The sequence below is a fragment of the Cupriavidus taiwanensis LMG 19424 genome, assembly GCF_000069785.1.
GTDB lineage: Bacteria > Pseudomonadota > Gammaproteobacteria > Burkholderiales > Burkholderiaceae > Cupriavidus > Cupriavidus taiwanensis.
Map to the genome: position 1 here is coordinate 146,788 of NC_010528.1, position 23,079 is coordinate 169,866.

Sequence of the window (23,079 nt, forward strand, 5' to 3'; positions counted from 1 at the left end):
AGCAGAATTGGAAATTCGCAAAGCGATATTTCAAACTGCTGGCATCGCATCTTGCCCGATGGAGCGCGCCATGTCAGGCACCCAGCTGTCGTTTTCGATCCCGGCATCGCTCTGGCTGCCGCTTGGCACCGCCGTGCTGGCCGGCGCCGCGATCCCGTTCCAGGCCGGGGCCAACGCCACGCTGGGGCGCATGCTTGGACATCCGCTCTCCGCCACGCTGGTGTCGCTGCTGGTGAGCCTGGTGGCGCTGCTGCCCGTGCTGTGGCTGATGCGGGTGCCGCTGCCGTCGCCGGCAGCACTGGCCCAGGCGCCTGCCTGGCTGTGGAGCGGGGGCGTGCTGGGGGTGTTTTATATCTCCGCCGCGCTGATCATGGCGCCCCGGCTGGGCGCCGCCGGCTTCATCGCCGCGGTGGTGGCCGGGCAGGTGCTGGCCGCGCTGCTGGTCGACCAGTTCGGCCTGGCCGGGTTTGCGGTGCGTGCGCTGACGCCGGCGCGGATCGCCGGCGCCGCGCTGATCGTGGCCGGGATGCTGGCGATGCAGTGGGACAGCGGCGCGGCGGCTGCGCCGGCGCGTCAGCCGACCGCTGGATCGGGGGCGGAAGCGGGAACGGGCGCGGAATCCGGCGCCTGACTGGCCTGTCTCCGGTCTGCCAGGCAGGCCGGGCACAGGCAGTGCTGGCCCGGCACGATCTGCCGCGCAGGCAGCAGCGGCTGGCTGGCGCACCAGCACTCGGGCAACCCCGCCACATAACCGCAGACGAAGCCGGCGCCGCAGCGGCTGCAATGTTCGACCGGGCGCAGCTGGCCGGTCAGCACCGCTGCGGCGTCGCTCATGGTTGCCTCCGCATTGGGGAGGCGGCGCGGAAATTTCGGTCAGGCATGATCGAAGCGATTCGGGAACACTGTGCCGCGGCGCGGGCCAAACCGCTACGAAGCGGTGTGCTTGTTGCATCGACGGAACGCGCCGGTGCCCCGCAGGCCGCTTGCAGCCGGTTCACCGCGCCGCGTTGGGCCGGCGCGCTCGCGCCCCGCGCGGTTTCTTGTAAAATCGGCGCCTGCCGTGGCCGGATGGCGCACTTTCGGGCGATCCCCGGGGGCGATCCGTCGGGCTTCCCCCCGGGGACGCGGCGGCTTAGCCATCATACCTGTTGATTCTCACGGATGTCCCCCATGAACGCCGACAACCCTGGGCCTGCCGCGACCGCGGTGGCCGCCATCGCTCCCGCACTGAAGGCCGAGATCCTCGCCGAGGCCCTGCCGTATATCCGCAAGTTCCACGGCAAGACAATCGTGGTGAAGTACGGCGGCAATGCCATGACCGAAGAAAAGCTCAAGCACGGCTTCGCGCGCGACGTGATCCTGCTCAAGCTGGTCGGCATGAACCCGGTGGTGGTGCACGGCGGCGGCCCGCAGATCGACGAGGCGCTGAAGAAGGTCGGCAAGGTCGGCACCTTCGTGCAGGGCATGCGCGTCACCGACGAAGAGACCATGGAAGTGGTCGAATGGGTGCTGGGCGGTGAGGTCCAGCAGGACATCGTGATGCTGATCAACCAGTACGGCGGCCAGGCCGTCGGCCTGACCGGCAAGGACGGCGGCCTGATCCGCGCCAAGCGGCTGCAAATGCCGGACCGCGAGAACCCGGGCGCGTTCATCGACATCGGCTACGTCGGCGACATCGAGGCGATCAACCCGGCGGTGGTCAAGGCGCTGCAGGACGACGCATTCATCCCGGTGATCTCGCCGATCGGCTTCTCCGACGACGGCCAGGCCTACAACATCAACGCCGACGTGGTCGCCGGCAAGATGGCCGAGATCCTGAAGGCCGAGAAGCTGGTGATGATGACCAACATCCCGGGCGTGATGGACAAGAAGGGCAACCTGCTGACCGACCTGTCCGCGCGCGAGATCGAAGAACTGTTCGCCGACGGCACCATCTCGGGCGGCATGCTGCCGAAGATTTCGTCGGCGCTGGACGCGGCCAAGAGCGGCGTGCATTCGGTGCACATCATCGATGGCCGCATCGAGCATTCGCTGCTGCTGGAAATCCTGACCGAGCAGGCCTTCGGCACCATGATCCGCTCGCACTGAGCGGAGCCCCGGGGCGGCGCCGGCCACGGCCGGACGTCCCGGCATATCCCATCACCCTCCGAGTTGTCCGGCGTGCCTTCCAGTCTTCCCGCTCCGCGCCGTGTCCGCGCTCGCCTCTGCCGCCGTCCCGCGGGGAATACCTCGGGCGGCACGGTCTGGCTGTTCGATCTCGACAACACGCTGCACGACGCCTCGCATGCGATCTTCCCGGCGATCAACCGGCTGATGACCGCCTACGTCGCGCGCGTGCTCGGCTGCGACGAGGCCACCGCCAGCCGCGTGCGCGTGGACTACTGGCAGCGCTACGGCGCCACGCTGCTCGGCATGATCCGCCACCACGGCGTGGATCCGGCGGATTTCCTGCGCGCCGCCCATGAATTCCCGGCGCTGGCCGACATGGTGCGGGTCCGGCGCGGGCTGGCCGCGCACCTGCGGCGCCTGCCCGGGCGCAAGATCCTGGTCACCAATGCGCCGCAGGACTACGCCCGCGCCGTGCTCGAAATCGCCGGCATCCGGCATTGCTTCGAGCGCGTGGTGGCGATCGAGCAGATGTGGGTGCACGGCCACCTGCGGCCCAAGCCGGACCGCCGCATGCTGCGCCGGCTGCTGGCGCAGGCGCGCATCGCGCCGCATCGCGCGGTGCTGGTGGAAGACACCGTGTCGCATCTCAAGCGCTACGCCGGCACCGGCATCCGCACCGCATGGGTGACGGGCTACCTGCGCACGGTCGCGCCCTCGCGTCCGCACGTGGTGCCGGCCGCGCCGGCCGCCGGACATGACGACGGCAGCCGCCGCGACGCCGCGGTGCGCTCGACGCTGCAGGCCGAGGACCGCAGCCACGCCGCCCACGCCGTGCAGGAGCGCTCGGTGACGCTGGTGGCCGCCGAGACCCAGGCGCCGCAGGCGCAGCCCGACAATGTGCCGCGGGTGCGTGCCCGCGTGCCGAACCGGCCTGCCTATGTGGACATAAAAGTACAATCGATGCATCAACTCCAACGACGAATGCGGAGAACCGGGTCATGACGCAAAGCAACGGGCGCGAACCAGAGGCGGTCATCACGGGCAGCGCGCAGGGCAGCGAACCGGACGCCGACCAGCAGCCGGCCATGCCGGCGCGCAAGCGTCCGCGGCCCGGCGAGCGCCGCGTGCAGATCCTGCAGACGCTGGCCACCATGCTGGAACACCCGCGCGGGGAAAAGATCACCACCGCGGCGCTGGCCGCGCGCCTGAGCGTGTCCGAGGCGGCGCTGTACCGCCATTTCGCCAGCAAGGCGCAGATGTACGAGGGGCTGATCGGCTTTATCGAGCAGACCGTGTTCGGCCTGATCAACCAGATCACCGACAAGGAAGAGCACGGCCTGCGCCAGGCCCACGCCATCGTGCGCATGCTGTTGTCCTTCGCGGAAAAAAACCCGGGCATGACGCGCGTGCTGACCGGCGAGGCGCTGGTGGGCGAGCACGAGCGGCTGCAGGAACGCATCAACCAGGTAGTGGACCGCATCGAGGCTTCGCTGCGCCAGTGCCTGAAGGTGGCGGTGACCCAGGCTGCCTTTCCGGCCGATGCCGATATTCCCGCGCGCGCAGCGCTGATCATGGCGGCGGTGCAGGGCCAGTGGCACCGTTATGCCAAGAGCGGTTTCCGCAAGTCGCCGTCGGACCATGCCGAGTCGCATCTGCGCGTGCTGCTGGCCTGAATGCAACCTGCCGGGCCGATTGCTCTATAATTGCCCGGTCGCGCCGATTTGATGACTGGCTTGCGGGCGCGCGGCGGCCACGGACCTGGGTCCTGGGGCCTGCCACTATAAATGCGGCTAAAGAGGTTGGGTCGGCGCCCCATGCCACCACGGCAGTGGATGGCGCCGGCAGCGGAATCCCGCAAGGAATCCAGCGAATCCCGACTTGGCTGCGACGCTTGATACGCAAATGCCGGTCGGGTTTTTTTATGCCCGTTCGCCACGGGCCGGATTCCATGACTGATGTCGCCCTGCCGACCGCCGCGCCTGCCGCGTTCGACCTGCCGCCCGATTCGGTCGGCGTGGTCGCACCGCAGCGCATGCACTTTGCCGAGCCGCTGAAGCTGCGCAATGGCTCGTCCATCGCCGGCTACGACCTGATGGTCGAGACCTACGGCACGCTCAATGCGGACCGCTCCAACGCGGTGCTGGTCTGCCATGCGCTGAACGCCTCGCACCATGTCGCCGGGGTCTATGCCGACGACCGGCGCAACGTGGGCTGGTGGGACAACATGGTTGGCCCCGGCAAGCCGCTCGATACCAACCGCTTCTTCGTCATCGGCATCAACAACCTGGGCTCGTGCTTCGGCTCGACCGGGCCGATGAGCCTGAACCCGGCCACCGGCGCCCCGTATGGCGCGGCGTTCCCGGTGGTCACGGTGGAAGACTGGGTCAATGCGCAGGCGCGCGTGGCCGACGCGTTCGGCATCACGCAATTTGCCGCGGTGATGGGCGGCAGCCTGGGCGGCATGCAGGCGGTGGCCTGGAGCCTGATGTACCCCGACCGCCTGCGCCATTGCATCGTGATCGCGTCCACGCCCAAGCTGTCGGCGCAGAATATCGCCTTCAACGAAGTGGCGCGCAGCGCCATCCTGTCGGACCCGGATTTCCACGGCGGCAACTACTACGCGCATGGGGTCAAGCCCAAGCGCGGCTTGCGCGTGGCACGCATGATCGGCCATATCACCTATCTGTCCGACGAGGACATGGCCGAGAAATTCGGCCGCGAGCTCAAGAGCGAGGACATCCGCTTCTCGTTCGACGTCGAGTTCCAGGTCGAGAGCTACCTGCGCTACCAGGGCGACAAGTTTGCCGAGTACTTCGACGCCAACACCTACTTGCTGATCACGCGCGCGCTCGACTACTTCGATCCCGCGCTGGCCCATGGCGGCGACCTGACGCGTGCGATGGCGCAGACCCAGGCCAGCTTCCTGGTGGCGAGCTTCGGCACCGACTGGCGTTTCGCCCCCAGCCGCAGCCGCGAGCTGGTCAAGGCGCTGCTGGACAACAAGCGCCCGGTCTCGTACGCCGAGATCGACGCGCCGCACGGCCACGATGCCTTCCTGCTCGACGACCCGCGCTACCACAACCTGATGCGCGCCTACTACGACCGCATCGCGGAGGAGATCGGCGCATGAACGCCCTGGCCAATCCCAATATCCTGGCGCTGCGCCCCGACTTCCGCGCGATTGCGCGCTGGATCGAACCCAACTCCACCGTGCTCGACCTGGGCTGCGGCGATGGCAGCCTGCTGCGCGTGCTGCAGGACGAGCTCGACGTGCAGGCCTACGGCATCGAGATCCGCGACGAAGGCGTGCTGGCCTGCGCGCAGAAAGGCGTGCATGTCATCCAGCAGAACCTGGAGGGCGGGCTGGCGCTGTTCGAGGACAAGAGCTTCGACACGGTGATCCTGTCGCAGACGCTGCAGACCATCCACAACACCGCGCAGGTGCTGCGCGACACGCTGCGGGTGGGGCGCGAATGCATCGTCTCGTTCCCCAACTTCGGCTACTGGCCGCACCGGCTGTCGGTGTTCCGCGGCCGCATGCCGGTGTCGGAGTCTCTGCCTTACCAGTGGTACAACACCCCCAACGTGCGCGTGCTGACGATCAGCGACTTCGAGGCGCTGGCGCCCAAGGTCGGCCTGCGCGTGATCGATCGCGTCGTGATGCACGAGGGCGTGACCGTCAGCTGGGGCGTCAACTGGCGCGGCAGCCTGGCGGTGTACCGGGTCTGCGCGGCCTGAACGGAATCGCGGCCTACCCCGGCAGCGCGCCGGCCCGGTACTGCGCCGCGAATTCCGCCGACGGCGGGATTGGCTTGATGATGTCGATCAGCACGCCGTTGGGATCCGCGGTAATGAAGTGCCGCTGGCCGAAGGCTTCGTCGCGCAGCGGCTGCACGATCGGCAGCCCTGCCGTGCGCAGCCGGTCATGGATGGCATCCGGATCTTCCACCTCGAAGTTCAGCAGCAGCCCCTGCGCGCGCTGGCCGCGCGCCGGCGCGGGGATGGTCTCGTGGCTGCCGTCGAGCACGGCGATGTTGACCGTGGGATCGTCCGCCAGCTGCAGGTGCACGTACCAATCGCTGGTGAACAACGCTGTGAAACCGAAATGCTGTTGATAGAACGCGGCCGTCCCGGCCACGTCGGCGGTCATGATGACCGGGTTATAGCTGGTGACTTTCATGCGGTGACTCCTGGTTTAAAATACATGCAGTCTGTATGTAAATCCATATTAAGATACAGGCTGCATGTTTGCAAGGAGCCCGAACGTGGCCCGCACCAACCGCGAACGTACCGAAACCACGCGTCAGGCGCTGACGGAGGCCGCCCGCGCCCTGTTCGTCAGCCGCGGCTACGCCGAGACTTCGACGCCTGACGTCTGCGCCGCCGCCGGCATCACGCGCGGCGCGCTGTACCACCACTTCGCCGACAAGCGCGACCTGTTCCGCCACGTGCTGGCCGAGGAAGCCGCCGCCGTCGCCGCCGACATCGAAGCCGCCACGCCGGCGGGGCAAGACGCGGCCGAGGCCCTGCTCGATGGGGCGCAAGCCTACCTGCAGGCGATGACGGTACCCGGACGCACCCGCCTGCTGCTGGTGGAAGGGCCGGCGGTACTGGGATTGCGAGAGATGCTGGCGCTCGACGAGGCCAACGCGGCTCGCACCTTGCGCGAGGGGCTGGAGGCGGCGGGCATCGATGCCGGCGGCGTGGCGCCGCTGCTGTCGGCCGCCTTCGACCGTGCCGCGCTGGAGATCGAAGCCGGCGCCAATGCCGGCCAGGTGCGCGACGCGATGCTGTGGCTGCTGCGCCGGGTGCTGGGGCAGGCCGAGGGCTAGCACCCCGCGCCCCCCGGAACCTTAACGCGGCGCGTCACCCGCGCTGGCAGCCAGGTGGTCGACAAAGGCCCGCACCTTGGGCGGGACATGCCGCGTCGGCGTGTACACCGCGTATGCCGTGCCGATGTAGGGTTCCAGGATGTCCCAGTCCCCCAGCACGGTGACGACGCGCCCCCGTTCCAGCGCATCGCCCAGCGAGAAATCCGGCACCAGTCCGATGCCGGCATCGCGCTCGACCATGCTCATGATCGCCAGGCTGTTGTTCAGCGTCAGGCGCGGCGGGATGCGCACCTCCACCTTGTCGCCGCCGGCGTGGTGGCGCAGGGTCCAGCGCTCGCCGAAATTGCCGTAGCCCAGGTACAGGCAGCGCGCGGCCGGCAGGTCGGCCGGCGTGGCCGGCGCGCCGTGCCGCGCCAGATAAGCGGGGGAGGCTACCAGCCGGTAGCGCACCTCGCGCAGCGGCCGCGCCGCGAGGCCGGGGGCCAGTTCGCGCGCGATGCGCACGGCCACGTCGAGGCCCTCTTCGACCAGGTCGACCATGCGGTCGGCCAGGGTCAGCTGCAGGTCCAGTCCCGGATATTTCGCCAGCAGCGGCGGCAGCCGGGGCGCCAGCCAGGCCTGGCCGAACGACACCGGCGCGCTCACGCGCAGCACGCCATGCGGCGCACCGCCATGTTCGCCGGCGAGCGCAGTGACCTCGCGCGCGGCCGCGGTCATGCGCGCGCAGGCGGCGTAGACCGACTGGCCCAGCTCGGTCAGCGCGAACGCGCGCGTGGTCCGCTGCAGCAGGCTTGCGCCGAGCCTGCCTTCAAGCCGGGAGACATGGCGGCTGACCGCCGACGGCGTCATGCCGAGGTCCTGCGCGGCGGCCGAGAAACTGCCGCACTCGACTACACGCGCGAACACCGCCATCGCATTGAGTGGCGTATCCAGCATGGCTGATGTCCTGTCTTTGACCAGTAGTCAAATACTAATTGATCCGTGGCTGCATTGTTGACTTGCGTGACGAGTGAAACAATGCGGGCATTCGCTTGACCGGAGTTCCTCATGCCTTCGCAACAACCCCAGCGCGGCGGCGCCTGGCGCATGGTGGCAGCCATGGTGCTGTCGGGCACCATCGGCTGGTTCGTGGTAACCAGCGGCCAGCCGCCGCTGGATGTGGTGTTCTTCCGCTGCCTGTTCGGCGGCGCCGCGCTGCTGGGCGTGCTGACCCTGCAGCGGGGCTGGGTGCGCATGACCCGCGCCCAGGCCGGCTGGCTGGTGCTGGGCGGCGTCACGCTGGTGCTGAACTGGCTGGCACTGTTCTCGGCGTACGCGTACAGCGGCATCGCCATTGCCACGGTGGTCTACCACACCCAGCCCTTTTTCCTGCTGATGCTGACCTCGGTGCTGCAGCGCGAGCCCTTCCCGTTCGCGCGGCTGCCATGGCTGGTGCTGGCCTTTGCCGGCGTCATGCTGATCACCGGGCTGGAGCATGGCGCCGGGGGCGCGTCGATGCTGGCCGGCATCGGCCTGGGCCTGCTCGCCGCGCTGCTGTACGCCGTGACGACGCTGGCGACGCGGCGGCTGCAGGCCATCCCGCCTGGCCAGATCGCCGGGCTGCAGATGGTGCTGGGCGTGCTGATGCTGGCGCCGCTGGCGCATCCGGCGGCGGGCAGCTATGGCGGAGGCACCTGGGGCGCACTGCTGGCACTGGGGCTGGTGCATACCGGCGTGATGTACACGCTGCTGTACGGGGCCTTCCAGCGGCTGTCGGTGGTGTCGATCGCCACGCTGTCGTTCATCTATCCGCTGGTGGCGATCGTCATCGACGTGATGGTGTTCGGCGTGGTGCTGGGGCCGCTGCAGGTGGCCGGCATGGCGCTGGTGCTGCTGGGCGTGGTCGCAAACCAGCTCGGCTGGGCGTTGCCATTGCGGCGGCGGGCGCGGGGATGAAGCGCGGCGTCGCGGGCGTGGGCGGTCATACCGCCGCGCTTGACCGGAATGCTGACTACGGTTAGTGTAGGCAGATAGCGAACGATCGTTCTATTCCATCGAGACCAGCCTGCTTCCGCCATGTCCACTGCGCCCCAGATCCACGCCGCCGCTGCCGCCAGCCAGCTCCATCCCTTCGACGACGCGCTGGCGCTGGTGCCCGCCGGCGAGCACCGTTTCCAGGGCCGCACCACGCCGGCATACTGGAACATGATCGGCCCGTTTGGCGGCATCACGGCCGCCACGCTGCTGCAGGCGGCGATGAACCATCCGCAGCGCCTGGGCGAGCCGGTCTCGCTGACCGTCAACTTTGCCGGTCCGATCGCGGAGGGTCCGTTCGAGATCGAGGCGCGCCCGGTCCGCACCAACCGCTCGACCCAGCACTGGACCCTGGAACTGCGCCAGGGCGATGCCGTCGCCACCACTGCCACCGCGATGTTCGCGGTGCGGCGCGACACCTGGGCCTGCGGCGAAGCGGTGATGCCGGACGTGCCAGCCGCCGACGCGCTGCCGGCGATGGGCGGGTTTGCGCCGGTGCGCTGGCTAAAGGCTTACGACATGAGGCCGGTGCGCGGCGCCAAGCCCCTCGCCGAGGCCGGCACCGAGCACCCGGACAGCCTGACCCAGTTCTGGCTGCGCGACGCGCCGGCGCGCACGCCGGACTTTGCCGCGGTCGCGGCCTGGGCCGACAGCTTCTATCCGCGCATCTTCCTCAAGCGCGCCGGCTTCGTGCCGGCCGGCACGGTGTCGATGACCACGTATTTCCATGCCGACGCCGCCACGCTGGCCGCGCTGGGCGACACCCATGTGCTGGCCAGCGCGCAGGCGCAGGTGTTCCGGCAGGGTTTCTTCGACCAGCGCGCGCAGCTGTGGAGCGCCGCGGGCGAGCTGATCGCCAGCTCGCACCAGATCGTCTACTACAAGGAGTAAGTCAGGCCGCTCAGGCTATCGCTTCGCGCGCCTGGGCCTCGTAGCGGTGCACGGTGTGGCGCATCGCCCAGAGCAGCATCACGCCGGGCAGCGCCACCGCCACGGTGCCGAGATAGAACGGCGCCCAGCCCCAGGCCTCGACCATATAGCCCGACGTCGGCCCGACGTAGACCCTGCCCACCGACGCCAGCGCCGACAGCAGCGCGTACTGCGTGGCCGAGAACGAGCGGTTGCACAGCGTCATCAGCAGCGCGACGAAGGCCGCAGTGCCCATGCCGCCGCACAGGTTCTCGACCGCAATGGTCGCGCCCATGGTCCACAAGTGCGGCGGAGTCACCGCCAGGATCCAGTAGCCCAGGTTCGACACCGCCTGCAGCACGCCGAACAGCATCAGCGAGCGGTACAGGCCCAGGCGCACCATCAGCGTGCCGCCGAACAGCGCGCCAAGGATGGTCGCGGCCAGCCCCAGGGTCTTGTTGACGATGCCCACCTCGCCCGCCGAGAAGCCGGCGCCGCGGATCAGGAAGGTGGTCGACAGGCTGCCGGCAAAGGCGTCGCCGAGCTTGTACAGCACGATCAGCAGCAGCAGCCACCACGCCCCGGGCCGCGCGAAAAAGTCGCGCAGCGGGCCCACCACCGCCTCTTCCAGCGAGCGCGGCGCGCGCGCGGGCACGTCGGGCTCCGGCGCCCACAGCAGGGTCAGGATGCCCACGCCCATCAGCGCCGCCATCAGCAGGTAGGTTTGCTGCCAGCCCAGCACGCGATCGGCCAGCCACAGCGCGAGGCCGCCCGAGACCAGCATCGCCAGCCGGTAGCCCAGCACCTTGACCGCGGCGCCGGCACCGCGCTCCGCCGGGCGCAGCACGTCGGTGCTGTAGGCGTCGAAGACGATGTCCTGCGAGGCCGACAGGAACGCCACCAGCGTGGCCAGCGCCGCCAGCATCCACAGCGCCTGCTGCGGCGGGCAGAACGCCATGCCGGCGATGCCGAGCACCAGCCCGACCTGGGTCAGCAGCAGCCAGCCGCGCCGGCGCCCCATCAGCGGTGGGGTGTAGCGGTCCATCAGCGGCGCCCACAGGAACTTGAAGATATAGGCCTGGCCCACCAGCGAGAAAAAGCCGATGGTCTTGATGTCCAGCCCTTCGACCGTCATCCACGCCTGCAGGGTGCCGGAGGTCAGCGCCAGCGGCAGGCCGGAGGCGAAGCCAAGCATCAGCATGGCGCCGATGCGGCGGTTGCGGAAGATATCGAGATAGGTCTGGAAATTCATGGATGGGGCAGCCGTGTGCCGCCCGCGCGGCTGCGCGGGCGCCGTGTATTATTGCACCACCTGTTTGCCCACTCTCCGATTGCGCCCGAGGAATCGCCCCATGCGTCGCCGCCTGCAAGGTGTTCAGCGTCCCTATCGACTGCGGCTGGCCCGTGCGCTGGCGCTGGCCGCGGTTGTGCTGCCGCTCGGCTGGAGCCAGCCGGCGCCGGCGCAGCCACAGGACGGCGGTGCCGGCGGCATCCGGCTGAACCCGGGCGGCTCGGCGGTGCGCAACATCGTGCCGGCCGAGGTGATCGAGCAGCAGGCGGTGCAGGAGTACGAGCAACTCAAGCAGGAGGCCATCGCCAAGCGCGCCCTGGCCCCGGACAACCACCCGCAGCTGGTGCGCCTGCGCGCCATCGGCAAGCGGCTGCTGCCGCAGACCGCGCGCTGGAACGAGCGCGCGCGGCAATGGCAGTGGGAGATCAACCTGATCGGCTCGAAGCAGGTCAACGCCTTCTGCATGCCGGGCGGCAAGATCGCGGTCTATACCGGGCTGCTCGACCAGCTCAAGCTGACCGACGACGAAGTCGCCATGGTGATGGGACACGAGATCGCGCACGCGTTGCAGGAGCACGCGCGCGAGCGCGCCGCCAAGTCCGAGATCACCAACCTCGGCGCTAACGTGATCTCGCAGCTGTTCGGCTTCGGCAACCTCGGCAATATGGCGCTGGGCACCGGCGCGCACCTGCTGACGCTGCGCTTTTCGCGCTCGGACGAGTCCGAGGCCGACCTGATCGGCATGGATGTGGCCGCGCGCGCCGGTTACGATCCGCGCGCGGCGGTGTCGCTGTGGCAGAAGATGGGCAAGGTCTCGCAGTCCGGCGCCGAGTTCCTGTCGACCCATCCGTCCGGGCGCAGCCGCATCGCCGACCTGGAAAAGCACTTGCCCGAGGTGCTGCCGCTGTATGCACGCGCGATCCACACCACGGTCGACAAGCTGCCGCCCTACCGTCCGAATATGACGGGGCTTGGCGATGCGCCGGTGGATGCCGGCGACGAGGACCGGCAGAAGCCGCTGAAGCGCTGAACGGCGCCGCGGCTCCGCGCCGCCCGTCACGGTATGCCGGGCAGCGCCCAAAGGCCTCGGAGGACAATGCGACAACCGCAGGGGGACCCGCATGAGCCTGAACCGCATGAGCCCGTCGGAGCAGCGGGCTGCGTACAAGCTGATCTTCGCCGGCTGCGAGGCCGAGCCCGACCGCTTCACCAGCGACCTGCCGGTCAGCTCCGAAGTCTGGCTGCTGTATGCGTCCGGCGAATCGTTCGAGGTGCCGCGCGGCTTGCTGCTGACCCCGCACCATGGCGCCGGCATTGCCGCGCTGCGCGCCGCGGTGCTGCGGCGGCTGCCGGCGCTGGCGGGGCCGGCAGCGGACCAAGCCGGCCCGCGCTTTCTTGCCGCCAATGAATCGCACCTGCTGGCGCAGATCGATTTCTTCGACATGCTGCGCCTGCTGCCGCTCACCGCCTGGTGGCATCGCGAGGTGCGCATGCCGATGGCCGGCATGCCATGGACGCCCGCGGCGCGCAGGGCGCTGGCGCTGAGCCTGACCGGCGATGCGCTGGTGCGCTGGCTCGGGGAGTCGGTGCTGGCCCATGTCGGCAGCGAGGCGGCGCTGGCGCGCTTCAAGGACATCGGCTACACCGCGGCGCGCACCCGCTTCGGCGGCCTCGCCGCGCCGGCCGGGCAGGCCCTGGGGCGGCTGGTCAATGTGGCCGCGCAGTACGTCGCGCTGACGCTGCTGGGCCTGCACGACGACAGCTTCCCGCCCGGTGGGCTGATGCGGCGTGTCGCGCAGGAGAGCCGCAAGGTGCTGGAGACGCTGTGGGACTGCGTTCGGGACGATCATGCGGAGGCCGCCGCGCCGGTAGCGGGAACGACTGCGGGAATGACTGCCGGCGACGTCGCTGCTGCCGCCGCCATTTCGCCGCTATGGCGCATCTCGGTCAACCGGCCGGCCGAGCACGCCGTGTTCGCCTCGCGCAAGACCGTCAAGGCCGATGCGGCCATCCGCGTGTTCGATACCGGCGGGCAGGGCGTGCGCTGGGCAGTGATCGATTCCGGCGTCGACGCGCGCCATCCGGCCTTCTTCGATCCGCTCAAGCTGGACGGGCCGCTGCCGGTGCGCGACGGGCTGATCGCACCGCGCCTGTCGCGCGTGGTCAGGACGCTGGACTTCACGCGCCTGTCGGCCATCACCAGCGGCCGCCTGCCGCCCATGCCCAAGGGCAAGCGCGGCCCCGGCGAGGCCGAGCTGCGGCAGCGGGTCGCCGCGATTGCCGACGACCTGTCGCATGGCCGCATCATCGACTGGTCCGTGATCGAGCCGCTGCTCGACATCAGCCATGACGATCCGGCGCAATACGTGCCCCCTGGCGGCAGCCACGGCACGCATGTGGCGGGCATCATTGGTGCCGGCTGGCCGTCGTCGGTGTACCTGGCGCGGCCTGATCCCATGCCGTTGCCGTCCGAGCTGGCGGAATCCGGCGATGTCAGCGGCATCTGCCCGCGCATCGAGCTGCTCGACCTGCGCATTTTCGATGCGCAGGGCCGGGGCGACGAGTTCGGCATCCTGGGCGCGCTGCAGTACGTGCGCTGGCTTAACCAGAGCCGCGACCGGCAGTCGGTGCATGGCATCAACCTGAGCGTGGCGCTGCGCCACGACGTGCGCAGCTATGCCTGCGGCAGCACGCCGGTATGCGTCGAGTGCGACCGCCTGGTGGCCAGCGGCGTGATCGTGGTGGCGGCAGCCGGCAACTATGGCTACGACGAGGCCTTCGCGGCCGAACACATGGGCGCGGGGTTCCGCGGACAGACCATCACCGATCCCGGCAATGCGCGCGCCGTGATCACGGTGGGCGCGACCCATCGCACCGATCCCTACCGCTTCGGCATCTCCTACTTTTCCAGCCACGGTCCCACCGGCGATGGCCGCATCAAGCCCGACCTGGTCGCGCCGGGGGAGAAGATCACCTCGACCGTGCCCGGCGGCACGCTGGCGTCGATGGACGGCACCAGCATGGCGGCACCGCATGTGTCCGGGGTCGCGGCGCTGCTGCTGTCGCGCAACAATGAACTGATGGGCCAGCCCGAGACCGTCAAGACCATCCTGTGCGCCGCGGCCACTGACCTTGGGCGCGAGCGCGCCTTCCAGGGGGCGGGGCTGGTCGATGCGCTGCGCGCGCTGCAACGCGTGTAGGGCGCGGCCGCAAGGTGCAACAAAAAAGCCGGCAGTGCCGGCTTTTTTGATGTGCGGGAACGGCAGGCCTCAGGCGCGCAGTCCGCTGGCCTCGTCGGCGCCCACATGCACGTTCATGCATTGCACCGCCGCGCCGGCCGCACCCTTGCCCAGGTTGTCCAGGCGCGCCACCAGGTTCAGGCGCTCGGCATTGCCGAACACGAACAGGTCGACCCGGTTGGTGTCGTTGTTGGCCTGCACGTCGAAGAAACCGCGGTCGAGGTTGTCGTCGCCGTTGTACGGCATCACGCGCACGAACTGCTCGCCTTCATAGTGCTGCCGATAGATCTCGACGATCTGCTCGGGGCTGACCTTGCGCGCCAGCCGCTCGGCGAACACCGGCACCGTCACCGCCAGGCCCTTCAGGAAGTTGCCGACGATGGGGTTGAAGATCGGCGCCTGCGCCAGGCCGGCCTGCACGCGCATTTCCGGCAGGTGCTTGTGCTCCAGGCCCAGCGCGTAAGGACGCGGGCTGTTCAGCTTCGGGTTACCGCCGGCTTCGAACTCGGCGATCATCGACTTGCCGCCGCCGCTGTAGCCGGTCAGCGAAAACGCCGACAGCGGGTAGTCGGCCGGCAGCACGCCGGCATCCACCAGCGGGCGCACCGCCAGCACGAAGGCACTGGCGTGGCAGCCCGGCACCGCGATGCGCTTGCTGGCGCGGATCTTGTCGCGCTGGCCGCGCACAAGTTCGGGCAGGCCATAGGCCCAGTTGTCGGCGGTGCGGAACGCCGTGCTGGCGTCGATCACGCAGGTGTCCGGGTTGGTCACCAGCGACACCGCCTCGCGCGAGGCCACGTCGGGCAGGCACAGGAAGGCGACGTCGGCGGCATTCAGGAAGCGTGCTCGTTCGGCCGGGTCCTTGCGCTTGTCTTCGGCAATGCGCAGCAGTTCCACGTCGGAACGACCGGAAAGATAGTCAAGCAGCCGGAGACCGGTGGTGCCTTCCTGACCATCGACGAACACTTTGAAAACCATGGCTGACTCGCTCTTTGAAATGCGGGAATGCGAAACCTCTCCTGCCGGGCGCAGGGGCGAACCCGCATTGTAGCGGGGATGGGGGCCTGTCGCAGGGGTTTGTACCGATTGGAGTCCTGCGCGTTGGCACAGTTCGCGGCTTGCGGGATTTAACCTACTAGGTTAGTTTACATGGAGAAGGGAACGGCGCATTACAAACTGCGGCATGTGAAGGCCCTGTTGCTGGCGGGCAAGATGGATATGACGTTTGCGGCGTATTCCCACGCCGCGATGATGGGCCTGCGCTGGACCGGGGTACGTGACATACTTGCCCGCCTTGAGCCGGCGGATTTCTACAAGAGCATGACAACGTACGAAGACCATCGGATCTGGCAGGACGTCTACCGGCCCGTCACGCCGCATGGCGCCTTGTATGTGAAGCTCACCGTTGCCAACGAGGTGTTGGTCGTTTCCTTCAAGACAAGGTAACAGCGACTAGACGAACAGCCGGAGAAGGCAAGATGAAGTGTCCCGAGTGCGGTGGCGCGGAGCTGGTGGGGGGGATGCGCGACATGCCCTATACGTACCGCGGGGAAACCACGGTGATCCCGAATGTGTCCGGGCAATGGTGCCCCAAGTGCGGCGAGGGCGTGCTGCCCCGTGACAGCGATTGGGTGAGCGAGGCGATGCTTGCCTTCAACAGGCAAGTCAATGCTGCCCTCGTCGATCCGGCCTATATCACCCAAGTCCGCAGGAAGCTGCGCCTGGACCAGCGCGAGGCCGCTGAAATCTTCGGCGGTGGCGTCAATGCGTTCTCACGGTACGAAACGGGGCGCACCAAGCCGCCACTCGCATTGGTAAAGCTGCTACGGCTGCTGGACCGCCACCCGGAACTGCTGGACGAGATCCGGGCGGCCTGAGCCCGCTGTCACAGCGGAAAGTTATAATCGATCGACAACGGCGCGTGGTCGCTGAATTTCTCGTCTTTGTAGATCGAGCACAACTGCGCGGTGTCGGCGATCTTCGGCGTGGCGAGGTGGTAGTCGATCCGCCATCCCACGTTTTTCGCATAGGCCTGGCCGCGGTTGCTCCACCAGGTGTACTGGTCCGGCCGCGGGTCCAGCTTGCGGAACACGTCGACATAGCCGTGCACGTCGAACAGCTCGCCGATCCAGGCGCGCTCTTCCGGCAGGAAGCCTGAGTTCTTCAGGTTGCCCTTCCAGTTCTTGATATCGATTTCCTTATGGGCGATGTTGACGTCGCCGCACAGCACGATCTCGCGCCCGCTGGCCTTGAGCTGCAGCAGGTGCGGCAGGAACGCTTCCAGAAAGCGGAACTTGGCGAGCTGGCGTTCCTCGCCGCTCGACCCGGACGGCACGTACACCGAAATCACCGCCAGGTGCGGGTACTGCACTTCCACATAGCGGCCCTCGTTGTCGAATTCGGCATTGCCGAAGCCTGTGATGACGCGCTCGGGCTTGTGGCGCGTGTAAAGGCCCACGCCGCTATAGCCCTTCTTCTCGGCGTAATGGAAAAAGCCGTGGTAGCCGTGTGGCGCCAGGAACGCTTCCGTCATGTCGGCGGCCTGCGCCTTCAGTTCCTGCACACAGACCATGTCTGCGTCCTGCTTGCCCATCCAGTCGAAAAAGCCCTTCTTCGAAGCGGAGCGGATGCCGTTGAGGTTGGCGCTGATAATCCGTAACATTCGGGGAAATTTTGAATTCAGAGAGAAATGATGACGCAGCAGACTCCGGCCCCGGGTACCGCGGGTAATGACCTCAGCCAGACCTTTATCCGCTTTGCGCTCGACGCTGGCGTGCTGTCGTTCGGCGAGTTCGTCACCAAGGCCGGCCGCAAGTCGCCTTACTTCTTCAATGCCGGCCTGTTCAACCAGGGCGGGATGCTGGGCCAGGTGGCGCAATTCTATGCGAAAACCCTGCTGGCCTCGGGCGTGCAGTTCGACGTGCTGTTCGGGCCGGCGTACAAGGGCATCACGCTGGCTTCGGCCACGGCGGTGGCGCTGGCGGGCATGGGACGTGATGTCGGCTTCGCGTACAACCGCAAGGAAGCCAAGGACCACGGCGAAGGCGGCACGCTGGTCGGAGCCAAGCTGCAGGGCAAGGTGGTGATCGTCGACGACGTGATCTCCGCCGGCACCTCGGTGCGCGAATCGGTGAACCTGATCCGCGCCGCCGGCGCCGAGCCCGCCGCGGTGCTGATCGCGCTGGACCGCATGGAGAAGAGCGGCACCGCCGAGCAGGTCGGCACTCATTCGGCGGTGCAGGACGTGCAGCGCGAATTCGGTATCCCGGTGATCGCCATCGCCAGCCTGAAGGACCTGCTGGCCTATCTCGATGCCTCGCAGGATCCGGCGCTGGGCGCTTCGCGCGAGGCCGTGGCTGCCTATCGTCAGCGCTACGGCGTCTGAAACCGTTGAAGAGGGCGGGCGCTGGCAGCCAGCGCCCGAGGCGTGGCCGGTAGGCACACGGCTGACTTTCAGACTGGGAGGGAGCGCGGCGTGGCGGCAAAGGAGCGGCAGGAACGGGCAGTGCGGCAGGCGGCAACGCCGTCCCCGACGGCGGAGTCCGCCGGCAACGGCGAGTCGCTGGCCGAGCGCGGCGCCCAGGTGCGGCCGCGCAAGCCGGTGCGCAAGGCGGCCAAGGCCCCCGACCGGCCCGCGCACGAGGCGTATGCCGTGCGCGCACTGGTGCTGCAGGGCGGCGGCGCGCTGGGCGCCTACCAGGCCGGCGTGTACCAGGGGCTGGCCGACGGCGGCATCTTCCCCAACTGGGTCGCCGGCATTTCGATCGGTGCGTTGAACGCGGCCATCATCGCCGGCAATCCGCCGCGTCGCAGGGTGGAGCAGCTGCGGGCGTTCTGGGAACACATCTGCGCGCAGCCGTGGCTGCCCAGCCTGTCCTACACCTGGTTTGCCGATGAAGCGGCAAGCTGGCCCGAGCCGATGCGGATCTGGTTCGACGGACTGCATGCGGCGCGCGCCATGCTGGAGGGCCAGCGCGGCTTCTTCCAGCCGCGCAGCTGGGCGGCGCTGATGTCGCGCTACTCGGACCCGACCCATGCCAGCTTCTACGACACCAAGCCGCTGAAGGCCACGCTGGAGCGCTTTGCCGACTTCGACCTGATCAACCATCGTCCCGACCTGATGCGGGTCTCGGTGGGCGCGGTCAATGTGCGCACCGGCAACTTTGCCTACTTCGACAATACCCGCGACAAGCTCTGCGCCGAGCATTTCATGGCATCGGGCGCGCTGCCCCCGGGCTTTCCGGCGGTGGAGATCGATGGCGAATACTACTGGGACGGCGGGCTGGTCTCGAACACGCCGCTGGCCGAGGTGCTGACCGCGCAGCCGCGGCGCGACGCGCTGATCTTCCAGGTCGACCTGTGGAGCGCGCGCGGCAAGCTGCCGCACGACCTGATCGACGTGGCCGAGCGCCAGAAGGACATCCAGTATTCCAGCCGCACCCGGGCCATCACCGACTACATGCGCGAGCAGCAGAACCTGCGCCGCATGCTCAACGAGGTAATGGCGCTGGTGCCGCAGTCGAAGCGCGACAACGACTGGTACCGCCGCGCGGCAGAGCAGTCGTGCGATGCGCGCCGCAACGTGATCCAGCTGATCTACCGCGACAAGTCGTTCGAGAACCTGGCCAAGGACTACCAGTTCGGCCCGCTGACCATGCACGAGCACTGGACCAGCGGGCTGGAGGATATCCGCCAGACGCTGCGCCATCCGCAATGGCTGGCCATGCCCAGCCGCGAGCAGCCCTTCGTCACGCACGACGTGCATCGCGGCAACGGCGGCTGAGCGCCGCCGGCGCGCGCTGGCTCAGTCGACCTTGATCCCGGCCAGTTCCGGACGCGCCGGCGGATAAGCCGGCTTCAGGTCCGCGAAGACCTTGGTCATGATCTCGGCCACCATCAGGTTGCGGTGGGTCTTGGAATCGGCCGGCACCACGTACCAGGGGCACTCGGGCGTGCTGGTGGCCGTGATGGCGGCCTCGTAGGCGTCCATGTAGGCCTTCCAGTGCTTGCGCTCTGCAAGGTCCTGGGTGTCGAATTTCCAGTGTTTTTCCGGGTCGGCCAGGCGCGCCTCGAGCCGCGACTTTTGTTCGTCGCGCGAAATATGCAGGAAGCACTTGATGATGGTGGTGCCGGTCTCGGTCAGCATCGACTCGAATTCGCGGATCTGGCGGTAGCGCCGTTCGCATTCGGCGGCGTCGATCCAGTCGTGCACGCGCGTGATCAGCACATCTTCGTAGTGGCTGCGGTTGAACACCACGATCTCGCCCGACTTCGGCACCTGCAGGTGGATGCGCCACAGGAAATCCCGCGCCAGCTCCTCGGGCGACGGCGCCTTGAAGCCCACCACGCGGATGCCCAGCGGATCGAAGCTGCGGAACACGCCGCGCACGGTGCCGTCCTTGCCGCTGGTGTCCATGCCCTGCAGCACCACCAGCAGCTTGCGGCGGTGCTCGGCATAGAAGATGTCCTGCTGCGCGTCGAGCGCGTTGCTCAGCTCGATGATGCGGGCCAGGTCTTCCTCTTTCTTGCCGCATGACAGCGGCTTGCTGCCCGGGTCGAAGTCGGCAAGGCGGAATCGCTTGCCCGAGGTGATGCGGAAATCGTCCAGCGGCATAGGCGCTCCATTCGCGATGATCTGCGGGATCAGGGAATCGGGCGCCCCGGGGACTGCGCTGCAGGGGAGGGAACAAGGGGCGCGCAGCCCCTATGGTCAGGCCGGCAGGGCCGCCAGGTCAATGCTGCCTTCGAACACGGTGGTGGCCGGGCCGGTCATGCGCACCGGTTCGGCGCCGCCGTCCCAGGCAATGGTCAGCTCGCCGCCATGGGTGTGGACCCGCACCGGCGAATCCAGCAGGCCGCGCCGGATGCCGGCGACCACGGCCGCGCAGGCACCGGTGCCGCAGGCCAAAGTCTCGCCGGCGCCGCGCTCGTAGACGCGCAGCCGGATGGCGTGGCGGTCAACCACCTGCATGAAGCCGGCATTGACGCGGTTCGGGAAGGCCGGATGGTGTTCGATCACCGGGCCGTCCTGCAGCACGGGGAAGTTCTCGACGTCGTCCACCACCTGCACCGCATGCGGGTTGCCCATCGACACCGCCGAGATCCATTCGGTGCGGCCGTTGACTTCGAGGCCGTACAGCGCGTCCGCGCCCTCGGCATGCGTGGGCAGGCCCTGCGCACGGAACGGCACGCGCGCCGGTTCCAGCTCGGGCGCGCCCATGTCGACCGTGACCTGGCCATCGTCCTGTAGCGTCAGCGTGATCACGCCGTTCATCACCTCGACGCGCACCGAACGCTTGTCGGTCATGCCCTGCTCGGTGACGAAGCGCACGAAGCAGCGCGCGCCATTGCCGCAGTGCTCGACCTCGCTGCCGTCGGCATTGACGATGCGGTAGCGGAAATCGACATCCGGGCGCGTCGGTTTCTCGACGATCAGGATCTGGTCCGCGCCCACGCCGAAATGCCGGCTGGCCAGCGCGCGCCACTGGGCCGGAGTCAGGTCGATCTGCTGGTGGATGCCGTCGAGCACGACAAAGTCGTTGCCCGCGCCATGCATCTTGGTGAACTTGAGTTTCATGGTGGCGATTGTAGCGGCGCGGCGCCGGCTGTGCCGGCGCGCTCAGTAGCGCTCAGTAAATCTCGGGCTCGCCCGGCAGGCGGTGCTTGAAGCGCTTGTGCACCCAATAGTACTCGGGCACCCGCGGGCGGATGCAATCCTCGAAAAAGGCGTTCATGCGGCGCGTGTCGTCGGTGACGCTGGCGCCGGGGTAGTCTTCCCAGGCCGGCAGCACGCGCAGCACGTAGCCCTGGTAGTCGGGCAGCATCTCGGTGTAGATCGGCACCACTCTGGCGCCGGTCAGGCGCGCCAGCCGCGATACCGAGGTCAGCGTCAGCGCCTGCACGCCGAAGAACGGCACGAATTCCGAATCGCGCTCACCGAAGTCCATGTCGGCGATCAGCTGCAGCGCCTCGCCCTTCTTCAGGCAGCGCAGGATGTCGCGCGCGCTGTCGTTGCGAGAGATCATGTTGGCGCCGAAGCGCCCGCGCGCCTGCTTGAGGAAGCCGTCGAACAGCGCGTTCTTCTGCTTCGTATAGAGCGAGGCGCCGGAGCGGCCGACATGCTCGCGCAGGTGGATGGTGAGCCGGATCGCGCCGGCTTCGACGCCCGACAGGTGCAGCGTCACCAGGATGTGCGGCGTGCCGTCCAGCGCCACCAGCCCCGCCTGGTCGTCGATCTGCACCCAGCGGCGCATCTGCGCCTCGCTGCCGGTCCAGAAGATGCCGCGCTCGGCAAAGCTGCGGAACAGCAGGCGGAAGCTCTGGCGCGACAGCGCGTCGATCTCGGCCTCGGTCCGGTCCGGAAAGCACAGGCGCAGGTTGGCCTGCACCACCTTGCGCCGCTCGCTCGGAATCCGGTACAGCAGGCTGCCGAGCGCCTCGCCGAAGCGCGCGACGAAGGGATAGGGCAGTTTGCCCAGCACGGTCAGCAGGCCGATGCCGAGCCACGTGAACACACGGCTCATGAGATCGATCGGTCAGTCGCCGGCGCGGAATCCGTGCCCTCGGTAGCGGGTGTGTCCGGGGTGCCAGGGGTGCCCGCTCCGGCGGGTTGCTTGTAGCGGTTGTAGCCCCACAGGTATTGCGTCGGGCACAGACGCACCAGTTCTTCGATGGTGCGGTTGATGACCGCGGCGGCGGCGGCGGGATCGTCGGGCAGCATCCCGCCGTCCTCGATCACGCGCAGATGACCGCGGTAGCCGGCACCGCGCGGCAGCCGCTCGGCAAAGACCGCCACCACCGGCGCGCCGGTCAGTTGCTGCAGCCGGTGCACCAGCGCCATGGTGTAGGCGGGCTTGCCGAAGAAGGGCGCCCAGTTGCCTTCGCCGCCGCTGGGCACCTGGTCGGGCAGGATGCCCACCGCCTGGCCGCGCTTGAGTGCCTTGACCAGCATGCGCACGCCGCGCGGCGTGGCCGGCGCCATGTGCATGTTGGGCCGGGTGCGCATTTTTTCGATCCAGTCGCGCAGCCACGGCTGGTGCGGCGGCTTGAACAGCGCCGTCACCGGGCGATGCAGGGCATGGGATTGGGGCAGCACTTCAAAGCAGCCCAGGTGCGGGGTCAGGATGATGATGCCCTTGCCGCGCGCCTGCAGGGCGCCCAGTTCAGGCCACAGGTGGTCGTCAAAGCCGTACAGCCTGGCGCCGATCCTGCGGCGGCTCCAGAAGTAGGGCATCTCGATGATCATGCGCCCGGCCGAGCGGGCGGCCTCGTCGATCATCGCCTCGGTGGCGTCGGGGAAGGCGAGGCGGAAATTCTCCCGCAGGCGCTGGCCATAGCGGCCCGGCAGCCGTGCGATCAGCAGGCCCAGCGCGCCGCCCGCGGCCTGCAGCAGCCGCAGCGGGAAACGGGAGATCAGCCAGAATAAAAAAGTCATCAGGCGTGGAAAACGGGTCCAGGCAAGTCCGCCGCGGGACTGTGACCGGGATCAGACGGGCAGGCAGGCGTGGGTCCGGCATGCCGGCAAGGTGTCGTACCGCACCCCTGTGGCGCTGCAACGACGCCTGCAGGCGCGTATAATAGCGTGTATCGCCGAGTTAACTGACAACTTGCGGGGCGATGCGGCTCTAACCGGGCTGCCTGAAATACCGCTAAAGCGTCGCCGCCATGGACCGAACAGGCTGGCACG

General features: G+C 68.3%; 25 protein-coding genes. 15 read left to right on the forward strand and 10 right to left on the reverse strand.

Annotation, left to right across the window (positions count from 1 at the left end; translation table 11 throughout):
- Positions 1-70 precede the first annotated feature (70 nt).
- Entirely contained in the window at positions 71-631 is a 561-nt protein-coding gene (locus RALTA_RS00740; protein ID WP_012351490.1) for a DMT family transporter, read from the forward strand.
- Here RALTA_RS00740 and RALTA_RS28955 read toward each other — a convergent pair.
- The gene (locus tag RALTA_RS28955) at positions 574-834 is read right to left on the reverse strand and encodes a cysteine-rich CWC family protein (RefSeq protein ID WP_012351491.1); all 261 of its coding nucleotides are present in this window, start codon (positions 832-834) and stop codon (positions 574-576) included. The genes RALTA_RS00740 and RALTA_RS28955 overlap by 58 nt on opposite strands.
- Before the next feature lie 336 nt (positions 835-1,170).
- On the opposite strand from RALTA_RS28955, the gene argB reads away from it, so the two are divergent.
- The 5 genes from argB (at position 1,171) to metW (ending at position 5,847) form a co-directional block, all read left to right on the forward strand.
- Complete coding sequence (gene argB / locus RALTA_RS00745) at positions 1,171-2,088, forward strand: acetylglutamate kinase (protein ID WP_039008462.1); 918 nt, start codon at positions 1,171-1,173, stop codon at positions 2,086-2,088.
- Between the two features lie 72 nt (positions 2,089-2,160).
- The gene (locus RALTA_RS00750; RefSeq protein WP_041232245.1) at positions 2,161-3,111 is read left to right on the forward strand and encodes a pyrimidine 5'-nucleotidase; all 951 of its coding nucleotides are present in this window, start codon (positions 2,161-2,163) and stop codon (positions 3,109-3,111) included.
- Entirely contained in the window at positions 3,108-3,782 is a 675-nt protein-coding gene (gene slmA / locus RALTA_RS00755) for a nucleoid occlusion factor SlmA (protein WP_012351494.1), read from the forward strand. Before RALTA_RS00750 ends, slmA begins: the two co-directional genes overlap by 4 nt.
- A 275-nt stretch (positions 3,783-4,057) precedes the next feature.
- The gene (metX, locus tag RALTA_RS00760; protein ID WP_012351495.1) at positions 4,058-5,239 is read left to right on the forward strand and encodes a homoserine O-succinyltransferase MetX; all 1,182 of its coding nucleotides are present in this window, start codon (positions 4,058-4,060) and stop codon (positions 5,237-5,239) included.
- Positions 5,236-5,847, forward strand: a complete 612-nt coding sequence (metW, locus tag RALTA_RS00765; protein ID WP_012351496.1) for a methionine biosynthesis protein MetW — start codon at positions 5,236-5,238, stop codon at positions 5,845-5,847. The genes metX and metW overlap by 4 nt, the downstream gene beginning before the upstream one ends.
- Positions 5,848-5,860: 13 nt before the next feature.
- Here the strand turns inward: metW and RALTA_RS00770 are convergent, their stop codons facing one another.
- Positions 5,861-6,289, reverse strand: a complete 429-nt coding sequence (locus RALTA_RS00770; protein WP_012351497.1) for a VOC family protein — start codon at positions 6,287-6,289, stop codon at positions 5,861-5,863.
- Between the two features lie 64 nt (positions 6,290-6,353).
- On the opposite strand from RALTA_RS00770, the gene RALTA_RS00775 reads away from it, so the two are divergent.
- Entirely contained in the window at positions 6,354-6,941 is a 588-nt protein-coding gene (locus RALTA_RS00775; protein WP_012351498.1) for a TetR/AcrR family transcriptional regulator, read from the forward strand.
- Positions 6,942-6,962: 21 nt separating this feature from the next.
- Here RALTA_RS00775 and RALTA_RS00780 read toward each other — a convergent pair whose 3' ends face one another.
- Entirely contained in the window at positions 6,963-7,877 is a 915-nt protein-coding gene (locus tag RALTA_RS00780) for a LysR family transcriptional regulator (protein WP_012351499.1), read from the reverse strand.
- A gap of 111 nt (positions 7,878-7,988) precedes the next feature.
- Between RALTA_RS00780 and RALTA_RS00785 the strand changes: the two genes are divergently transcribed.
- Complete coding sequence (locus RALTA_RS00785) at positions 7,989-8,876, forward strand: DMT family transporter (protein WP_012351500.1); 888 nt, start codon at positions 7,989-7,991, stop codon at positions 8,874-8,876.
- A 120-nt stretch (positions 8,877-8,996) separates the two neighbouring features.
- Positions 8,997-9,845: an acyl-CoA thioesterase gene (locus RALTA_RS00790; protein ID WP_012351501.1), complete on the forward strand. Its 849-nt coding sequence runs from the start codon at positions 8,997-8,999 to the stop codon at positions 9,843-9,845.
- Positions 9,846-9,855: 10 nt separating this feature from the next.
- On the opposite strand, the gene RALTA_RS00795 is transcribed toward RALTA_RS00790, so the two are convergent.
- Entirely contained in the window at positions 9,856-11,115 is a 1,260-nt protein-coding gene (locus tag RALTA_RS00795; RefSeq protein WP_012351502.1) for a muropeptide transporter, read from the reverse strand.
- 100 nt (positions 11,116-11,215) lie between these two features.
- Here RALTA_RS00795 and RALTA_RS00800 point away from each other — a divergent pair, with 100 nt between their 5' ends.
- Positions 11,216-12,184: a M48 family metallopeptidase gene (locus tag RALTA_RS00800; RefSeq protein WP_012351503.1), complete on the forward strand. Its 969-nt coding sequence runs from the start codon at positions 11,216-11,218 to the stop codon at positions 12,182-12,184.
- Between the two features lie 91 nt (positions 12,185-12,275).
- Complete coding sequence (locus RALTA_RS00805; RefSeq protein ID WP_012351504.1) at positions 12,276-14,354, forward strand: S8 family peptidase; 2,079 nt, start codon at positions 12,276-12,278, stop codon at positions 14,352-14,354.
- A 69-nt stretch (positions 14,355-14,423) separates the two neighbouring features.
- On the opposite strand, the gene argC is transcribed toward RALTA_RS00805, so the two are convergent.
- On the reverse strand, positions 14,424-15,371 hold the full coding sequence (gene argC / locus RALTA_RS00810) for an N-acetyl-gamma-glutamyl-phosphate reductase (protein WP_012351505.1): 948 nt from the start codon (positions 15,369-15,371) through the stop codon (positions 14,424-14,426).
- A 171-nt stretch (positions 15,372-15,542) separates the two neighbouring features.
- Here argC and RALTA_RS00815 point away from each other — a divergent pair, with 171 nt between their 5' ends.
- Entirely contained in the window at positions 15,543-15,839 is a 297-nt protein-coding gene (locus tag RALTA_RS00815; protein WP_012351506.1) for a type II toxin-antitoxin system MqsR family toxin, read from the forward strand.
- A 32-nt stretch (positions 15,840-15,871) separates the two neighbouring features.
- The gene (locus tag RALTA_RS00820; RefSeq protein ID WP_012351507.1) at positions 15,872-16,270 is read left to right on the forward strand and encodes a type II TA system antitoxin MqsA family protein; all 399 of its coding nucleotides are present in this window, start codon (positions 15,872-15,874) and stop codon (positions 16,268-16,270) included.
- 8 nt (positions 16,271-16,278) lie between these two features.
- On the opposite strand, the gene RALTA_RS00825 is transcribed toward RALTA_RS00820, so the two are convergent.
- Positions 16,279-17,055 carry an exodeoxyribonuclease III gene (locus RALTA_RS00825; protein WP_012351508.1) on the reverse strand — a complete coding sequence of 259 codons (777 nt, stop codon included), beginning with the start codon at positions 17,053-17,055 and terminating at the stop codon, positions 16,279-16,281.
- Positions 17,056-17,085: 30 nt separating this feature from the next.
- Between RALTA_RS00825 and pyrE the strand changes: the two genes are divergently transcribed.
- The gene (gene pyrE, locus RALTA_RS00830) at positions 17,086-17,778 is read left to right on the forward strand and encodes an orotate phosphoribosyltransferase (RefSeq protein WP_041232247.1); all 693 of its coding nucleotides are present in this window, start codon (positions 17,086-17,088) and stop codon (positions 17,776-17,778) included.
- Between the two features lie 90 nt (positions 17,779-17,868).
- Positions 17,869-19,176 carry a patatin-like phospholipase family protein gene (locus tag RALTA_RS00835; protein WP_041232035.1) on the forward strand — a complete coding sequence of 436 codons (1,308 nt, stop codon included), beginning with the start codon at positions 17,869-17,871 and terminating at the stop codon, positions 19,174-19,176.
- 21 nt (positions 19,177-19,197) lie between these two features.
- On the opposite strand, the gene RALTA_RS00840 is transcribed toward RALTA_RS00835, so the two are convergent.
- The 4 genes from RALTA_RS00840 to RALTA_RS00855 all read right to left on the reverse strand — a co-directional run bounded on the left by RALTA_RS00840 (position 19,198) and on the right by RALTA_RS00855 (position 22,827).
- A complete protein-coding gene (locus tag RALTA_RS00840; RefSeq protein ID WP_012351511.1) occupies positions 19,198-20,007 on the reverse strand; it encodes a polyphosphate kinase 2 family protein in 810 nt (269 codons plus the stop codon).
- Positions 20,008-20,103: 96 nt separating this feature from the next.
- The gene (dapF, locus tag RALTA_RS00845; protein WP_012351512.1) at positions 20,104-20,970 is read right to left on the reverse strand and encodes a diaminopimelate epimerase; all 867 of its coding nucleotides are present in this window, start codon (positions 20,968-20,970) and stop codon (positions 20,104-20,106) included.
- 52 nt (positions 20,971-21,022) lie between these two features.
- Positions 21,023-21,916, reverse strand: coding sequence for a lipid A biosynthesis lauroyl acyltransferase (locus RALTA_RS00850; RefSeq protein ID WP_012351513.1), 894 nt, complete (start codon positions 21,914-21,916; stop codon positions 21,023-21,025).
- The gene (locus RALTA_RS00855; RefSeq protein ID WP_012351514.1) at positions 21,913-22,827 is read right to left on the reverse strand and encodes a lysophospholipid acyltransferase family protein; all 915 of its coding nucleotides are present in this window, start codon (positions 22,825-22,827) and stop codon (positions 21,913-21,915) included. Before RALTA_RS00855 ends, RALTA_RS00850 begins: the two co-directional genes overlap by 4 nt.
- Positions 22,828-23,079 lie beyond the last annotated feature (252 nt).

Bases quoted from the DNA above. Each gene is read 5' to 3' on its own strand.
- RALTA_RS00740 (WP_012351490.1), top strand. From the start codon at position 71: ATGTCAGGCACCCAGCTGTCGTTTTCGATCCCGGCATCGCTCTGGCTG.
- RALTA_RS28955 (WP_012351491.1), bottom strand. From the start codon at position 834: ATGAGCGACGCCGCAGCGGTGCTGACCGGCCAGCTGCGCCCGGTCGAA.
- argB (WP_039008462.1), top strand. From the start codon at position 1,171: ATGAACGCCGACAACCCTGGGCCTGCCGCGACCGCGGTGGCCGCCATC.
- slmA (WP_012351494.1), top strand. From the start codon at position 3,108: ATGACGCAAAGCAACGGGCGCGAACCAGAGGCGGTCATCACGGGCAGC.
- metX (WP_012351495.1), top strand. From the start codon at position 4,058: ATGACTGATGTCGCCCTGCCGACCGCCGCGCCTGCCGCGTTCGACCTG.
- metW (WP_012351496.1), top strand. From the start codon at position 5,236: ATGAACGCCCTGGCCAATCCCAATATCCTGGCGCTGCGCCCCGACTTC.
- RALTA_RS00770 (WP_012351497.1), bottom strand. From the start codon at position 6,289: ATGAAAGTCACCAGCTATAACCCGGTCATCATGACCGCCGACGTGGCC.
- RALTA_RS00775 (WP_012351498.1), top strand. From the start codon at position 6,354: ATGTTTGCAAGGAGCCCGAACGTGGCCCGCACCAACCGCGAACGTACC.
- RALTA_RS00780 (WP_012351499.1), bottom strand. From the start codon at position 7,877: ATGCTGGATACGCCACTCAATGCGATGGCGGTGTTCGCGCGTGTAGTC.
- RALTA_RS00785 (WP_012351500.1), top strand. From the start codon at position 7,989: ATGCCTTCGCAACAACCCCAGCGCGGCGGCGCCTGGCGCATGGTGGCA.
- RALTA_RS00790 (WP_012351501.1), top strand. From the start codon at position 8,997: ATGTCCACTGCGCCCCAGATCCACGCCGCCGCTGCCGCCAGCCAGCTC.
- RALTA_RS00795 (WP_012351502.1), bottom strand. From the start codon at position 11,115: ATGAATTTCCAGACCTATCTCGATATCTTCCGCAACCGCCGCATCGGC.
- RALTA_RS00800 (WP_012351503.1), top strand. From the start codon at position 11,216: ATGCGTCGCCGCCTGCAAGGTGTTCAGCGTCCCTATCGACTGCGGCTG.
- RALTA_RS00805 (WP_012351504.1), top strand. From the start codon at position 12,276: ATGAGCCTGAACCGCATGAGCCCGTCGGAGCAGCGGGCTGCGTACAAG.
- argC (WP_012351505.1), bottom strand. From the start codon at position 15,371: ATGGTTTTCAAAGTGTTCGTCGATGGTCAGGAAGGCACCACCGGTCTC.
- RALTA_RS00815 (WP_012351506.1), top strand. From the start codon at position 15,543: ATGGAGAAGGGAACGGCGCATTACAAACTGCGGCATGTGAAGGCCCTG.
- RALTA_RS00820 (WP_012351507.1), top strand. From the start codon at position 15,872: ATGAAGTGTCCCGAGTGCGGTGGCGCGGAGCTGGTGGGGGGGATGCGC.
- RALTA_RS00825 (WP_012351508.1), bottom strand. From the start codon at position 17,055: ATGTTACGGATTATCAGCGCCAACCTCAACGGCATCCGCTCCGCTTCG.
- pyrE (WP_041232247.1), top strand. From the start codon at position 17,086: ATGACGCAGCAGACTCCGGCCCCGGGTACCGCGGGTAATGACCTCAGC.
- RALTA_RS00840 (WP_012351511.1), bottom strand. From the start codon at position 20,007: ATGCCGCTGGACGATTTCCGCATCACCTCGGGCAAGCGATTCCGCCTT.
- dapF (WP_012351512.1), bottom strand. From the start codon at position 20,970: ATGAAACTCAAGTTCACCAAGATGCATGGCGCGGGCAACGACTTTGTC.
- RALTA_RS00850 (WP_012351513.1), bottom strand. From the start codon at position 21,916: ATGAGCCGTGTGTTCACGTGGCTCGGCATCGGCCTGCTGACCGTGCTG.
- RALTA_RS00855 (WP_012351514.1), bottom strand. From the start codon at position 22,827: ATGACTTTTTTATTCTGGCTGATCTCCCGTTTCCCGCTGCGGCTGCTG.